Source organism: Brachyspira alvinipulli ATCC 51933 (genome assembly GCF_000518245.1).
In the GTDB taxonomy this organism is placed as follows: domain Bacteria; phylum Spirochaetota; class Brachyspiria; order Brachyspirales; family Brachyspiraceae; genus Brachyspira; species Brachyspira alvinipulli.
The window spans coordinates 1-15,682 of the sequence record NZ_JADF01000021.1; the positions used below are offsets into that span (position 1 = coordinate 1).

18 protein-coding genes are annotated in these 15,682 nt (G+C 26.4%); 15 read left to right on the forward strand and 3 right to left on the reverse strand.

The window, feature by feature from the left end; translation table 11 throughout:
* From T324_RS0103525 to T324_RS0103555, 7 genes are all read left to right on the forward strand, one after another.
* Window positions 1-561 (forward strand): hypothetical protein (locus T324_RS0103525; protein WP_028328777.1); only part of this gene is annotated, 561 nt, incomplete at its 5' end.
* A gap of 13 nt (window positions 562-574) precedes the next feature.
* Complete coding sequence (locus T324_RS0103530) at window positions 575-859, forward strand: hypothetical protein (RefSeq protein ID WP_028328990.1); 285 nt, start codon at window positions 575-577, stop codon at window positions 857-859.
* Window positions 843-1,046 (forward strand): hypothetical protein, encoded by a 204-nt coding sequence (locus T324_RS0103535; RefSeq protein ID WP_028328991.1) that lies wholly within the window; start codon window positions 843-845, stop codon window positions 1,044-1,046. The genes T324_RS0103530 and T324_RS0103535 overlap by 17 nt, the downstream gene beginning before the upstream one ends.
* Entirely contained in the window at window positions 1,037-1,420 is a 384-nt protein-coding gene (locus T324_RS0103540; protein WP_051436782.1) for a hypothetical protein, read from the forward strand. The genes T324_RS0103535 and T324_RS0103540 overlap by 10 nt, the downstream gene beginning before the upstream one ends.
* Before the next feature lie 112 nt (window positions 1,421-1,532).
* On the forward strand, window positions 1,533-1,757 hold the full coding sequence (locus tag T324_RS0103545; protein WP_028328993.1) for a hypothetical protein: 225 nt from the start codon (window positions 1,533-1,535) through the stop codon (window positions 1,755-1,757).
* Window positions 1,754-2,035 (forward strand): hypothetical protein, encoded by a 282-nt coding sequence (locus tag T324_RS0103550; protein ID WP_028328994.1) that lies wholly within the window; start codon window positions 1,754-1,756, stop codon window positions 2,033-2,035. The genes T324_RS0103545 and T324_RS0103550 overlap by 4 nt, the downstream gene beginning before the upstream one ends.
* The gene (locus tag T324_RS0103555; protein ID WP_028328995.1) at window positions 2,025-2,249 is read left to right on the forward strand and encodes a hypothetical protein; all 225 of its coding nucleotides are present in this window, start codon (window positions 2,025-2,027) and stop codon (window positions 2,247-2,249) included. Before T324_RS0103550 ends, T324_RS0103555 begins: the two co-directional genes overlap by 11 nt.
* 65 nt (window positions 2,250-2,314) lie before the next feature.
* Here T324_RS0103555 and T324_RS0103560 read toward each other — a convergent pair whose 3' ends face one another.
* From T324_RS0103560 to T324_RS0103570, 3 genes are all read right to left on the reverse strand, one after another.
* A complete protein-coding gene (locus T324_RS0103560) occupies window positions 2,315-3,292 on the reverse strand; it encodes a tyrosine-type recombinase/integrase (protein WP_028328996.1) in 978 nt (325 codons plus the stop codon).
* A 630-nt stretch (window positions 3,293-3,922) separates the two neighbouring features.
* A complete protein-coding gene (locus T324_RS0103565; protein ID WP_028328997.1) occupies window positions 3,923-4,951 on the reverse strand; it encodes an ankyrin repeat domain-containing protein in 1,029 nt (342 codons plus the stop codon).
* 438 nt (window positions 4,952-5,389) lie between these two features.
* Window positions 5,390-6,460, reverse strand: a complete 1,071-nt coding sequence (locus tag T324_RS0103570; RefSeq protein WP_028328998.1) for an ankyrin repeat domain-containing protein — start codon at window positions 6,458-6,460, stop codon at window positions 5,390-5,392.
* A gap of 545 nt (window positions 6,461-7,005) precedes the next feature.
* Here T324_RS0103570 and T324_RS18390 point away from each other — a divergent pair.
* The 8 genes from T324_RS18390 (at window position 7,006) to gpmA (ending at window position 15,510) form a co-directional block, all read left to right on the forward strand.
* A complete protein-coding gene (locus tag T324_RS18390) occupies window positions 7,006-7,191 on the forward strand; it encodes an ankyrin repeat domain-containing protein (protein ID WP_245580618.1) in 186 nt (61 codons plus the stop codon).
* Window positions 7,178-8,002, forward strand: a complete 825-nt coding sequence (locus T324_RS16645; RefSeq protein ID WP_245580619.1) for an ankyrin repeat domain-containing protein — start codon at window positions 7,178-7,180, stop codon at window positions 8,000-8,002. The genes T324_RS18390 and T324_RS16645 overlap by 14 nt, the downstream gene beginning before the upstream one ends.
* A gap of 80 nt (window positions 8,003-8,082) precedes the next feature.
* Complete coding sequence (locus tag T324_RS0103580; RefSeq protein ID WP_028328999.1) at window positions 8,083-8,511, forward strand: hypothetical protein; 429 nt, start codon at window positions 8,083-8,085, stop codon at window positions 8,509-8,511.
* Between the two features lie 175 nt (window positions 8,512-8,686).
* Entirely contained in the window at window positions 8,687-8,986 is a 300-nt protein-coding gene (locus T324_RS0103585; RefSeq protein ID WP_028329000.1) for a hypothetical protein, read from the forward strand.
* Between the two features lie 994 nt (window positions 8,987-9,980).
* Window positions 9,981-10,886 carry a phosphate ABC transporter substrate-binding protein gene (locus T324_RS0103595; protein ID WP_028329001.1) on the forward strand — a complete coding sequence of 302 codons (906 nt, stop codon included), beginning with the start codon at window positions 9,981-9,983 and terminating at the stop codon, window positions 10,884-10,886.
* 205 nt (window positions 10,887-11,091) lie between these two features.
* Window positions 11,092-12,252, forward strand: coding sequence for an iron-containing alcohol dehydrogenase (locus T324_RS0103600; protein WP_028329002.1), 1,161 nt, complete (start codon window positions 11,092-11,094; stop codon window positions 12,250-12,252).
* 173 nt (window positions 12,253-12,425) lie between these two features.
* Window positions 12,426-14,579, forward strand: a complete 2,154-nt coding sequence (locus T324_RS0103605) for a methyl-accepting chemotaxis protein (protein ID WP_028329003.1) — start codon at window positions 12,426-12,428, stop codon at window positions 14,577-14,579.
* Between the two features lie 184 nt (window positions 14,580-14,763).
* On the forward strand, window positions 14,764-15,510 hold the full coding sequence (gene gpmA / locus T324_RS0103610; protein ID WP_028329004.1) for a 2,3-diphosphoglycerate-dependent phosphoglycerate mutase: 747 nt from the start codon (window positions 14,764-14,766) through the stop codon (window positions 15,508-15,510).
* The last annotated feature ends 172 nt before the right edge of the window (window positions 15,511-15,682 follow it).

A 15,682-nucleotide genomic window follows, 5' to 3' on the forward strand; every position in this document is an offset into this window, starting at 1 on the left:
GCTATAAAAAAATATCAAACAGAAATATACAATCTAAAAAACAAATATATAAGCAAAACAATATACATAGCTTTTTTATATATAGTTATTAATTGGGAAGTTTACACACGCAAACTGTTTAGAAAAGTTATTTATAAAAACGGAATAAGCAGATACGAAGGACAAAAATATTCTGAATACAAACAGAAATATATTGATAATATAACACTTGCTTTTAATCAGCTGCTTCAAAAAAGTGAAATTAAAAGTCTTAAAAACAAAGAAATTCAAATAATACTTAATACGAATATGCTTCTTTTTAATATGGAGCTTAATAGAATATTTGATGATATAAAAAACAGACATATAGATGCTGAAAACAATAGAAAAGAAATAAATCTTTCATCAATAAAAACTAATTCTAATAATAAAGAAGTTATTGAAAGCGAGCTTGAAAATATTAATGATTTTAATGAGGCTTTAAGGGAGATTGAAGACAGCATACTAAATAAAGATATTAAAGAATTAAAAGAGTTTATTTTAGGTAATTTTTTGAATATGCTAAAAAATAATTATAAATAAGGATATTAAAAATATGAGTATGCGTAATTTTATTAATGAACCTAATGCGAATAAAAAAGTTTCTATTTATACAAGTATAGTAACTTTCATTTTGGGTGTTGTTTGGGTTTCAGTTAATCTTATTTGGCGTGGCAGAACAGTAACAAAAGAAGAAGCTATAGCTGTTGTTATTATTCTTCTTGGGCTTAATGCTGTTAGTTTCGGTTCTGACTTGAGAGGTTTTTTAAAAATACTGAAAGGAGATCAAAAGAAAATATTAAAAGAAAAATCAGGAGATAATGATGATAAAAACTCTTGATGAGACAATATCTTATTATAATAAAAAATATAATTTACTAAAAAATTATGATCCTCTAAGAGCTGAAGAATATAAACAGTTGTACGAATGGTTAGAAGATTATAAAGAATTAATAAAAAATAAAAATAATCGCTTTCAAATGATAAAAGAAGCTATGAAAAGTAAGGAGAAAACAAATTGTCAATAATCATTACTTGTATATTAAATTTTGTAAAAAACAAATTATTTGAGTTTATGAAATCTAAATATTTTTTAGTGTTTGTTATTTTGTTTATAATATCAAGTATAATAGTTTTTACTTATTTTCAATTTAAAAACAAAAATAAGAAAATAGAGTATTTAGAAAATCAATTATATACAACAAAAATTGAATTATCAAATATGGTAATTCAAAAAAATATTGCTTTTGTTTCTAATAAAAATTACATAGATAATATTTATACAAATAGCAGTGAGGCAATAGAAAATCTTATTGATGACAAAGAATATAATTCTAATGAAATAAATACATTAAATAAAATTATAAAAGACTATAATGCGGCACGCTCTCCGCCAAGATAAAAAAGTTTTGTTGTTTTTGGCTAAAAAAATCAATGATAATAATTTATTAATTTTGAGGGTGTGTATGAATAGGATTAGAGATGAAACTTTTAATTTTTTAGGAGTTTAGTAAATGCTTAAAATAATATTAATCAGTTATAAAAATCTTTATAGGCATATACTCAAATATATTAAACTATTTAAAGGAGATACTCCGCTTAATTTATTAGAAGCTATATTCTATTTTTTTAATATTATTGAGTTTATATTCTTTGTGATATTTCAAATATTCTATATACCTATAAAATGTTTGATAACTAATGAAAGAATAAAATATTTTTTGGAGATTGTAGAATGAATTATATCATAGCTTTAGATGAATGTATTAATAAACTAAAAGATGATAATGAGCTTGATTTAAGTATTAAGGCTTATTTATTAGCTTTAAAAAAAGAAAATGTATTAAAAAAAATTAAAGATATATCTATGCTTATAGGACGATGTATAGATGAAAAAACAGCAATAAAAGAATATGCTTCTAAATATGAAGATTATTATAATGAATTATCTGATTTAGATTACAAAATAAGAAATATAGATTATCAAATATATAAACTAAAAAACAATGAAAAATAAAATCTTATTAATTATATTATTGCTTATATTTTCAATAAGCTGCAGCACTGTAAAATATGTTACAGTGCCTTTATCGCCTCCGCCTGAAAATTATTCTATTAATGAAGGAGATATAAAAACTCAGAAGGATTTATTCAGAGAATACCAAAAAGCTCTAATCAAACTAAACGAATGGGAGGCTTGGTATAGCATTCAGACTAATATTAATAAATAGCCTTGCTGCTAGAAAATAAAAATCTAACAGCAAGGGGAGAATATATATAAAACGATGAAACCTGTCTAATTTTCTTTTATTTCTTTTTCTTTAAACATCTTTAATATATCGTTAAAATGTACGCATTTCAGTTCTTCTTCTTTAATCTTAAATAAATTATGATTTTCTAAAGCTGTATTTAATCTTTTTTTATCAGCTTTTATATAATGTTTTACTGTAGTATCTATTTTACTATGTCCTAACAAAAGTGCTATGTCTTGAACTTGAATATTATTATCATTGTAAAGTTCTGTTGCTAAGCCTCGTCTGAAGCTGTGAAGAGTAAAATTAATATTATATTTTTTAGATAGTCTGTTTGCTATATGCGAAATACTATCTATTTTACATGCTTTGCCGCATTGAGTTATTAAAAGATTTTGTACATTTTTTTCTGCTCTTTTTTTTCTTTCAATTAAATAATCTTTTAAATAGTTTTTTACGATTTGTGCTAAAAGAACTGTGCGAGGCTTTTTATTTCCTTTCACATTTAAGATATAAATTGTATTATTTTCAAAATCTATATCATCTAATTTAATTCCGCAAACTTCTTTTCTGCGTATTCCTGTTGTTGCTAATATTAAAAACATTAAAATATTTCTTTGATTAGCAAAGCCTTTTTTCTTTTTCATAAGTTCTATTATTTCTAATGTTTTATTAGAATTGATTGTACTTGTATTTTGTACAACATATTCAGGTATTTTGACATTTAAAATACTTATATTTAAATCTGTCTCATAAACATCATTAAGAAAATTAAAATATTTAGTCAATGCGTTTTTTACATTTTTTGCTATATTGCGTCCTTTTTCATTTATGATTTTTAGAATTATTTGAATGATGTGTCTTTTTTTTAATTCAGTTATAGATACATCACAGTATTTGAAAAAATATTTTTCTAAAGCATAGCAGTAATTATATGTTGTAACTTTAGAAATACTTAAATGACAATAAGCAATAAATTCATTTTTTAATTGTGTGAACTCATATATTGCCTTTAGCTCCAAAAATAAAAATTATTAAAGGTAAGCTATAAAGCTAAAAACAATGATAATTCTTTAAATTATTATCGTTGTTTATTAAAAAACCTTTAATAATGTTTATATATACAGTATATATTTATACTGATTTAAAGTCAAATTCTTATGGCAACTTTTTTAAAAACTTTATAACTTTTTTATTCTTTTTGTACATTCTTTATTTTTTCTACTTGATTATTTTTGTATTATGAACTATACTAATAAATGTCAAGCAGAAATTTATTTAAAGAGAGAGTATAAATGAGCAATTTTTCTACATTATTTAATTTAGCTAATAACCGCCCTCACAGATTTATGCTTGACACATTTATCTCTCTTGAGGGCGTTTTTTATATCTCCAATCAAATCCGCAAAAAGTGTACTAAATTAGAAAAAAATATAAGATTATTTGTACATCTTTCCGCCGCAAAAAGTTGCTGCCGCCACCGCAGGTGGACTTCGTCGGTACGCACAGCGAGGAGGGCTTCGCCTGGGCCACCAAAAGAAGTGGGGTATGGCACGCTGTGTACTTCGTAAGGGCAAAGCCCCAGATGTAAAAACAAAAATATAAATTTATTTTTTACAAAGTATATTTGTTTAGGTATATATTAAAAAGTATTAATTATATTTTTCAAGAAGCTCAACTATATTCTTATAATCTTCTGATTTTGCTATATCAAGTGCAGTCCTGCCATATTCATCAGTTACAGAAGTATCAGCATTATTTTCTAAAAGTATTTTTGCAGCTTCAAATTGATTAAAACTTGCTGCATACATTAAAGCAGTTATTCCATAATCAGTGGTATAATTAATATCAGCACCATTTTCTAATAACATATTTATTATATTAGTATTCCCTCTATAAGCAGCATTCATTAAAGGAGTAGGCGATATATCAATATGTTCATTTTCTATTTCGCATACTGTATTGGCGTCAGCTCCTTTCTCAAGTAAAAATTTTACCATCTCTTCATTATTATAAGTTGAAGCATAAACTAAAGCATTAATGTCGTCATCATCCCTTGCTTCAATATCAGCACCTTTTTCAATTAAAAGTTCTGTTATAGTAATATTATGAAGACTAGCCATAAGAGGAGTAAAGCCTGTAAGTTCTGCAGGTAAATTGACATCTGCTCCTAAATCTATAAGTTTACGAACAAGTTCTTCATCATACATAGCTTCTATTAATGGAGTAGAATATCCTAAAGTTAAATTAACATCTGCATTATTTTCTAATAAATAATTTATGATATTAGTTTGTTTATATTTTATAGCTTGTATTAAAGGTGTTGACTTAGAATATTCATCTATATCTAAATTATAATTAACATCTAAATTTTTTGATTCAATTAATTTTTTGATTGTTTGAAAATCTCCTGATTCTATAAAAGATATAATTTCTTTATCTGTGTATGAATAGTATGTTGTTTCTTCTGTTTGATTTGTATTTATTGATGAATTATTTTCTTCATTATCTGTAGTTTTTAATTCTTTTGTTTTATTTATGTCATCTGTACTGTCATCTAAATTTATAGTTACTTTATCTGCATTATTATTTAGTTCTTTATTATTGTTAGTATCGTTATTATTATCGTTAGAGCAAGAAAATATTATGGTAGATAGAAAAAGAATTAACAAATATTTCATAATAATATATCCTATAGTCAAGTTTTTATTTATTATATTATAAAAATGTATTTTTTCAAGTTTTATATTAAATCCCTATAGGGTATATTTTTATTAAAATTCAATCTTAGAAAAATTTATTTTAAAACCCCGCCCTTTATGTTTATTGTTTTATACTTGAATATTAACTTTATTTGTTTTTTAGTTTATACTTAAAATTTTGAAGTTTGTCAATTTTTATGTTGTTCTTTTTCCAGCCGCACGCTACAGCGGCAATACCATACCTACACTTACAGTGGATTTCGTCAGGTACTCCTTTCAGTCGCAGTACTTCCTTTGGTCGCAAAAGAAGTGGGGTATGGCACGTCTGTGTGTTTCGCAGCAAAGCCATCACAAATAATAAAATTTAAAAAACTAGAATTGACAAAATATATTTGTTTAGGTATATATTAAAAAGTATTAATTATATTTTTCAAGAAGCTTAACTATATCCTTATTATCTTTTGATTTTATCAGATCAAGTGCAGTATAACCATCTTCATCAGTTATAGAAGTATCAGCATTATTTTCTAAAAGTATTTTTACTGCTTCAAATTGATTATAACTTGCTGCATACATTAAAGCAGTCATTCCATAATCATTGGTATAATTAATATCAGCACCATTTTCTAATAACGTATTTATTATATTAGTGTTTCCTTTATAAGCAGCATAAATTAAAGGAGTCATATCAAAATCATTGGTATAATTAATATCAGCACCATTTTCCAATAACATATTTATTATATTAGTGTTTCCGTTATAAACAGCATTCATTAAAGGATTAGGCGATATATCAATATGTTCATTTTTTATTTCGCATACTGTATTGGCGTCAGCTCCCTTTTCAAGTAAAAATTTTACCATCTCTTCATCATTTAAAGAAGCCGCATAAACTAAAGCATTAATTCCGTCAACATTACTTGCTTCAATGTCAGCACCTTTTTCAATTAAAAGCTCTGCTATAGTAATATCATGCAAGCTTGCCATAAGAGGAGTAAAGCCTGTAAGTTCTTCTTTTAAATTAAGATCCGCATTATTTTCTAATAAATAATTTATGATATCAGTTTGCTTATATTTTATAGCTTGTATTAAAGGGGTTGACTTAGAATATTCATCTATCCCTAAGTTATAATTAACATCTAAACTTTTTGATTCAATTAATTTTTTGATTGTTTCCAAATCTCCTGATTCTATAAAAGATACAATTTCTTTATCTGTGTATGAATAATATGTTGTTTCTTCTGTTTGATTTGTATTTATTGATGAATTATTTGATTTATTATCTTTATCGTCTGTATTTGATTGTTCTGTTTTATTTATATTATTATCTGTACTTTCATCTAAATTTATAGCTGCTTTATCTGCATTATTATTATCTATACTGTCATCTAAATTTATAGCTGCTTTATCTGTATTATTATTGTTTGATTCTTTGGTATTACAAGAAAATATAATTATAGAAAGTAAAAAAATTAATAAATATTTCATAAACAATATATCCTACAGTCAAGTTTTTATTTATTATATTATAAAGATTATTTTTTTCAAGTTTTTATATTAAAGCCCTGTGGGGTATATTTTTTTATTGAAATTCAATCTTAAAAATTTATTTTAAAACCCCGCCCTTTAAAATTTATAACTTCCACTTACAATATGATCATGTTTATTTTTATAGTTTGAATTAGAAATTAAAGCACCCGCCCAAGTGTTTATTAAATTTAGAATCTCTTTAACGCACGGTTAATCAATTTTATAATATTATTTAATTTGAATTTCAAACAAATCTATATTTTTAGACTCATTCTGCATGCGGTTATGTGGCTATAAGTTTAAATAACACTATGTGTGGGCAGCTAAAACAACTGTTGAGATTTTAAAAAAAGTAATACAGAAATACCAGATAAAATAAAAAATATAAAGGGCGGGCACTTATAATTGTTTACGTATTTATATGGTTTAAACATATTTTCTTGCTGATTTTTATGTATATTTACATATAGTAAAAAATATTTTATAGTCAAAGGGGTTATTTTATGAGAATTTTTAAAATATTAACAATAATTATTTTTTCATTTACTTTATTTAATTCATTGGCTTTTACTCAATATAATGATGATGAAAAAGCATTAATAGAAGCTTGTAAAAATGGAAATTTAGAAGCTGCTAAAAAATTAATAAGAACAGGCACTGATGTTAATATAGTAGATGAAAAAATTTAGTGCTTTGATATATGCAGTGAAAAGCGGTAATTTAGATTTAGTAAAAGAATTAATGAAATTCGGTGCGGATGTAACTTATTATGGAGGCGGGCAAATTGATGCTGCTTTTTTTGCTCTTAATAGCGGCAGAAATGATATTATTGAATATTTGTTAAGTAAAGGTGCTAACCCTACTGATTTTTTATTTTATTCTATATATAAAAATGATATTAACAGAGTAAAAGAATTTTTAAAAAAAGGAGCAAAAGCTAATTATTATCTAACTTATGCATCTAAAAAAGGTAATATTGAAATAATTCGTGAACTTATAAAGTCAGGAGCTAATGGATTTGATGAGGCTTTATATGAAACAGTTAAAGCTGGAGGAAGTCCTGAAGTTGTAAAAGAATTAGTTAAAAATGGAGCGGATGTAAATTATAAAGAGGCAGACTATGCAGGTTCTGATAATAGTCCTGAACGATATTATGATTATTTAATTTTGTATGCTGTAAGAAGTAAAAATATAAATACTGTTAAGATATTAATAGAGGCAGGAGCTGATCTTAATGTTTATGGAGAATATGAGCATAATAATCCTTTGATGGTGGCTGTAGAGAATAATGATGCTGAGATGGTAAAATTACTTTTGAGTTCAGGTATTGATGTAAATGAAGAGCTTGAAAATAAAAGAGAGAATATATTAACTTGGTGTATTAGTAAAGATAGAGGATACAGATATAGCAGTTATAAGGTAGATATCAAAGTAATTGAGGCACTTTTAGAGGGAGGTGCTGATTATATGCAAAAAATTATTATGGTAAAAATGCTTTAATGGTTGCAGCTTCTGAAGGCAGAGAGGATATTATTGAATTGCTTGAAAAATACGGAGCTTAATTTTTAGGAGTATTATTTATGAAAAAGTTATTTATTATATTTATTATTTCAGTTAGTGTTTTAAATGCACAGGAAGGAAAAGAAAAGTTTTTTAAATTATTTGAAGGTAAAGTTATTCTTAAATATTTTGAACATTATTCAGGTAATGATCCTATATATAAAATAGATAAAAATACCAATATTTTATCTGAATCTGGAGAAATATTATACTATTTTGATAGTGCTAAAAATGATAATCAATTTTATTTATATAATATTGTAGAAAGACATAATTATGAAGAAGGTAAGTATGAAAAAATTACAAATTATTATTTATCTATAATTGAAAATAATATTTTGTATGTAACACCTTTGCTAGTAGGATATGAACCTGATTATGGAGAGCATTTGCTGTTAATAAAAATGAAGCAGATGATGTATATGAACAACATGGAGCAGAACCTATAGCAATATTATTAGATGATGATATATATATAATTCTATCAGCAAAATTTCATTAGAAAGTTTTCTAGCTGCATTTGAATCAGAAAATAAATCAATATCATTTACTTTATCAAAAGAAAAATTTATCGAATACTATTCATATCCTTATAGCACGTATTTTTCAGAATTAGAAAGTTATATGGATAATTACTTAGATGAAGATAATAATAAAAACAATTGTTATTTTAAATCCAGTTCTTCTAAATTAAACAAATTTATAGAAGAATCAATAAAAAATGATATGGGAGGTGAATATTCATTTGGTTTTAGATGTTTATTTTGTAAAAACAAATTTGTATTCTTGTATGGATGGGCTGCCAAATATAGAATTATGATGTTTATAATAGATAATGATACTTTATTTCTTATAGAAGTACCTTATAATCATAATGAGAATAAAAAATACGGATTTAACGGAATATTTAAAAGAAAAAAATAATTTTGTATAAGTAAAAACCTTTCTATTTAGATAGTTATATTTTTACATATTGAATAAAAATAGTGCTGCAATAATACAAATTATAGCAGCACTTATTATATGCTGAGACTGCTTTACTTATTTATATATTCTTTATGTATCATAGCCATATACTGACTAGCTGATAAATTAATTTCTGTCCCTTTTCTACATCATCATGCAAGTTATATTATGCTATTCATTTTACTTTATTAATATCTCTGATAGGTCTTACGGTGCTTTCTCTTTTACTGCCTTTATTTTACTGTTACTTTTTTTTCATACTGTTAACACCATTATTAAATTGAATATGCTTATACATAAAGCACTTATGGATATTATACAAGTAATTTTTTCTAACATGCTTGACTCCTTTATATCTATGTCTTATAATATCTGAAGGAAGCGGGTTGCGGACTCACTCCCCTTTGGTTGTATTAAGAATTATTTCTTATTTTTAAAAGTCGTAACCGCAATTATTATAGCTGTCAACAAATTGGTAATTGCGGTTAGCAGTTCAGCATTATATCCGCTGTTTATATTTTGATTATACTAAATATTATTCAAAAAAGTCAATACTAATTTAATAAAAAATATATAAAAGCAAAGTGATTTAATTGAGTGAAAATTTGATTATAGAAAATCTATAATGAATGCATTATCTCTTATAGTTTTTTATTTTTTCTTTACCGCACGCAGAATAAAATTTTAAATATATATAATGTATGCAATTTAAATATTATTAAATTAGAAATTTTGTTAACCGTGCGTTAATTGAAATTAGAAACTTAACAAAAACTAGGGCGGGTATGCTTTTTTTATTGAGATTCAAAATATTAAATAAAATTTGTATTATAATTAAAATCATAAAATCTATAGGGTGGGGTATGTTATAATTTTTAACTGTTTAATTTGTTGACTTTATATTTTAACATGTTAAATTATTTTTTATTACAAAATATTAAAGGATAGTACTATGAAAAAATTATACTTTTTATTCTCTATTATAGCTTTATTGTACAGCTGTAATTCAAGCAAAACAGATAACGCATCTCAATCATCGCCTTCTGATAATACAGGTTTTAAAGCAGAGATTTCTTTTGACGGATCTTCTTCTTTAGCTCCTGTCATGGCTTCTATAGGTAATAAATTTATGGAAGAATATGTTACATGGGATAAAGTATCTTCTAATCTTCCTAATGAAAAAATATCTATATATGTATCATCAGCAGGTTCCGGTGCCGGTGTAAAAAGCATATTAGATAATACAGCAAGTTTTGGAATGTTGGCTAGAAAAATAAGAGATAATGAAAAATCTCAAATGACAAATTATAAAGAATTTTTAGTGGCCTCCGATGCTTTGACAGTTTCAGTTAATGCTAAAAATCCAATAACAAAAATTAAAGATAATTTAGATTCTGATACTATTAGAAAAATATTTTCAGGCGAATATAAATATTGGAGCGATGTAGATGCTTCTTTGCCTCAAAAAGAAATAGTAGTTATAATTAGAGATTTAAGCGGCGGTGCTTATGAGGTTTTCCAAGAGTCTATAATGGGAGAAACTCAAATATCTCCTAATGCTATACAATCTCCTTCTATGGGAGCATTAGGAACAAAAATAGTGGAAAATGAAAATGCTATAGGTTATGCTTCTTATGGTGTTTATAATCAGAATAAAGAAAATTTATTTGCTTTCAAAGTTGATGGAGTAGAACCTACCAAAGAAAATATTTTAAATGGTCAATATAAAATACAAAGACCTTTAATGTTTATTAAAAATTCGGAGCTTTCTGAAAGTGAAAGTGCTTTTGTTGATTATGTATTCAGCGATATAGGAAAACAAATAGTAGAAGAAAATGGATATATTCCTGTAGAATAAAAAATAATAACTATCAATTAAATATTGCCGTAATATTTTATAATAAGTATTGCGGCAATATAACTTAATTTCAATAAAAATATATTTCTTTATTTATATATTCTTCATATTAAAGTTTTATCAATATTTAAAAATTATAATTTGATTTAAAAATTATAGAGTTGTATAATAGTAAACATAATATTATATTGAAGGGGTAGCAATTATGAATTTTAATTTTTATATGCCTAGTAAGGTTATATTCGGCAATGGTTCTTTAAACAAATTACATAAGCAGAAATTACCTGGTAAAAAAGCATTGATTGTAACAGGCGGTACTTCCATAAAAAAATACGGTTATTTAAAAAGACTTCAGGATGAATTGGATAAAGCAATGGTAGCTTATGTTTTGTTTGATAAAATACTTCCAAATCCTATAAAAGATCATGTGATGGAAGGAGCTGCTTTAGCAAAAAAAGAAAATTGTGATTTTGTTATAGGTATAGGAGGAGGAAGCAGTATAGATTCTTCAAAATCTATTGCTGTAATGGCTACTAATGAAGGAGATTATTGGGATTATATATTTGGAGGTACAGGAAAAGGGAAACCTGTTCCTAATGATCCTCTTCCTGTTGTTGCAATAACTACTACAGCTGGAACTGGTACAGAAGCAGATCCTTGGACTGTTATTACTAATGGAAAAGAAAAAATAGGTTTCGGTTATGAAAAAACTTATCCTTATCTTTCTATAGTAGATCCTGAACTTATGAAAACTGTTCCTCCAAAACTTACAGCTTATCAAGGTTTTGATGCATTATTCCATAGTACAGAAGGATATATTAATAAAATAGCAAGCGATATGAGTGATTTATTTGCATTAAAAGCAATAGAGCTTATAGGAAAAAGTTTAGCTGATGCTGTTAAAGACGGAAATAATATGGAAGCTAGAGAAAATGTTGCTATGGCAAATACTTTATCAGGTATAGTAGAAAGTACTTCAAGCTGTACGGCTGAGCATTCTATAGAACATGCTTTAAGTGCTTATTATCCTAATCTTGAGCATGGTGCAGGACTTATCATTATTAGCAAGGAATATTATACAGTAATTGCCAATGCTCATGACTGCGATGAAAAAATGATAAATATGGCTAAGGCTTTAGGTAAAAAAGATGCCAATAAGGCTATGGATTTTGTTGATGCTTTAGTTGATTTGCAAAAAGCGTGCGGAGTTGATAATTTAAAACTATCAGATTATGGCATGAAAAAAGAAGATTTGCCTGATATAGCTAAAAATGCCAAATTTGCTATGGGCGGATTGTTTGAAATAGATCCTCATAATTTTACTGATGAAGAAGTATTAACTGTATTACAAAAATCATATAAATAATACATATTTAACTAATTTATAAAAAACTATAGAATTATATATGTATATAACTCTATAGTTTTTTATATTTTTCCTATATATATTGCATAAAAGCCGAATTTATAATATATTAAAAACAAGCATATTTAAAAAATTAATTCAATATTTTCTTTTTATTTGGAGATATAGTATATATGAAAAAAATAAACAGTTTAGCATTTAGAATGCCTTTTGTTATATGTTGTATAGTTGTTGTTATAATAGTAACAATGCTTATATCTTCTATAAGAATAGCTAGTAAAGGTATAAGTGTAAGTAGACTAGGAGGATTTAACAGTACAATAGCAGGATATGCTTCAGTATTGGATACTTGGTTTGGGCTAGAAACATCTCTTATAAATACATATTCTGTAACTCCTGTAATTATTAGATATTTGCAAGGTAATGAAACAACAAGTTTAGAATTATTATCAAGTACTATAAAAAATTTTAAAAACAGCAATCTTTATATAATTAATATGGGGATAGCTGATATTAATGGGAATATAATAAGTGATTCTGTTTCTCAGGAATTAATTGGAAGAAATTTAAAAGACTATATTCCTATGGCTTGGACAAGGATTACTTCATCTAATTCTGATGAGGTTGTTTATGGTGATAGATTACTTCAATCGGATATAACAGGTAAATGGTCTATGCCTGCCTTAAAAATAGTTAAAAATGAAAATAATCAGAATATAGGATATATATATGTTCTTCTTGATTGGGCTATTTTGCATCAAACACATTTTTCAAATATAGATTTGGGTAAAACAGGAGGTTTATTTATAACAAGTTCTGATTTGTATAATATAATGGATTCTTTATATGAAAATATAGCTGTGATGAAAATTAATCCTATATATAAACAAGCTTTTACAAGCGGAAGTAATTCAGGAATAATAACTTATGATGTAAATGGTCAGGAAAGAACAGCTGCTTATTATAAAATGAAAACACAGCCTTGGATAATAGCGCTTGCTATGATGAATTATGAAATATATGAACAGAATTTGAAATTAATAATAGCAAGCATAATAATAGGGGTAATATCTATAATAGTTCTTGCAGTATTTGTAAGTTTATTTATAGGAACTATCACTAAACCTCTTGAAATAGTTGTAGAAGAGGCACAAGAGATAGAACGCGGAGATTTAACTAAGACAGAACAGCGTATCAAACCTAGAAAAGATGAGATAGGAGTTTTATCAAGATCTTTTGTAAGTATGCGTAATAAACTTGTAGAAACTATTACAGAAGTTAATACGGCCTCAAATAATATAGTTAAAGCTGCTCAAGAATTAGCACATGGAAATACAGATTTATCCAGAAGAACAGAATCTCAGGCTGCAAGTTTGGAGGAAACAGCAAGCTCTATGGAAGAGATGGCTTCTACAATAAAATCTTCAACCGAACATGCGGTTGCTGGAAATAATATGATGATAGCATCAAGAGAGGCCGTAGAAAGTGCTGGAAAAATTATAGCTGAGACTACGATAAATATAGAAGAAGTTTATGAGGCTAGTGCTAAAATTAAGAATATAACAAAAATAATTGAGGATATTGCATTTCAAACTAATATACTTGCTCTTAATGCGGCAGTTGAGGCTGCAAGAGCAGGAGAACAGGGTAAAGGTTTTGCTGTTGTAGCGAGCGAAGTTAGAAATTTGGCACAGACAACTCAGTCATCTGTTAAAGATATTACTGCATTAGTTGATAATACTAATGAAAAAATTAATAAAGCCACAGATACAGCACGTCAGTCTCAGGATATATTTATAGATATTCAGCAAAAAATAGAGGATACTGCTAAAATTATGCAGGACATAAGTGCTACAGCGATGGAACAGCAGGTAGGGGTTGATCAGGTTAATAGGGCTGTTGCAGAAATGGATACTGTAACTCAGCATAATGCATCCCTTGTTCAAGAGAGTACAGATACATCAGAATCTCTGCTTAGTCAGGCACATTTGCTTCAGGAAGCTGTAAGTTTCTTTAAATTAAATCCTTCTGATTTGATAGCAGAACCTAAAAAGAATAAAAAACAGGAAGTTAAAAAAGAAGTAGAAATAAAAAAAGATACAGAAATTAAAAAAGAAACTGAGGTAAAAAGAAATACAGAAATAAAAATAGAAAAAACTGAACCTAAAAAGAAAGAGTTAAAAGTACCTCCATCTGTTGAAAAATCAAGAGCTGAGGAAAAAATGATGATACAGCAGGATAATAAAACTGTAAAAAATGAAGAATTTGGAACTACTTATTCTTCTACTCCAAGTGAAATGACTGATGACGGATTTGCTTCATTCTAATTAAAATAATTTAAGATTATAAAACAATAAACAAGACTGTAATATATTTTACAGTCTTGTTTTTTTATTTAAATGGTATTTTTTATTAATTAAATGTTTGATATAAAACATTAGATTTTTTGTTTAACTTTTTTATTATTTTAGTATATAATAGAACTTAATCTTATTATAAGGAGTTTTAAAAATGACTAAAGTTGTTTTAATACGTCATGGTGAGAGTGTTTGGAATAAAGAAAATTTATTTACTGGATGGGCTGATGTTACATTATCTGAAAAAGGAATAGAAGAAGCTAAAGCAGGCGGAGCAGAATTAAAAAAAGCAGGATTTACTTTTGATAAAGCATATACTTCTACTCTTACACGTGCTATAAAAACTTTGAATTTGGTTTTAGAAGAAATGGGACTTTTATGGATACCTGTAGAAAAATGCTGGCAATTAAATGAAAGACATTACGGAGCATTACAAGGATTAAATAAATCTCAAACTGCTGAAAAGTACGGAGAAGATCAAGTAAAAATATGGAGAAGAAGCTATGATACTCCTCCTCCAGCATTAGAAAAATCTGATGAAAGATATCCAGGACATGATCCAAGATATAAAAATTTATCAGAAAAAGAATTGCCTTTAACTGAATGTTTGAAAGATACAGTTGCAAGAGTTGTGCCTTTTTGGGAAAATGTTATACTTCCAGATATAAAAGCTGGTAAAAAAATAATAATAGCTGCTCATGGTAATAGTTTAAGAGCATTGGTTAAATATTTAGATAATATTTCTGATGCTGATATTACAGAGTTAAATATTCCAACAGGTATGCCTTTAGTTTATGAACTTGATGACAATTTCAAAGCAGTTAATAAACAATATTTAGGAGATCCTGAGGCTGTTAAAAAAGCTATGGAAGCTGTTGCAAATCAAGGTAAGAAAAAATAATATCAAAATAAACAATGATGTAAGTAAAAGGTTTGTTTAATTATAAATTATAAAAAGGAAGGTTTTAATTAAAAACTTTCCTTTTTTATTTTTAATTTCTTTTGCATTGTTATATCAAAAAATTATTCAGCACTTGAATTCATTTTCTTATATGCTATAGTTTAAATATTAA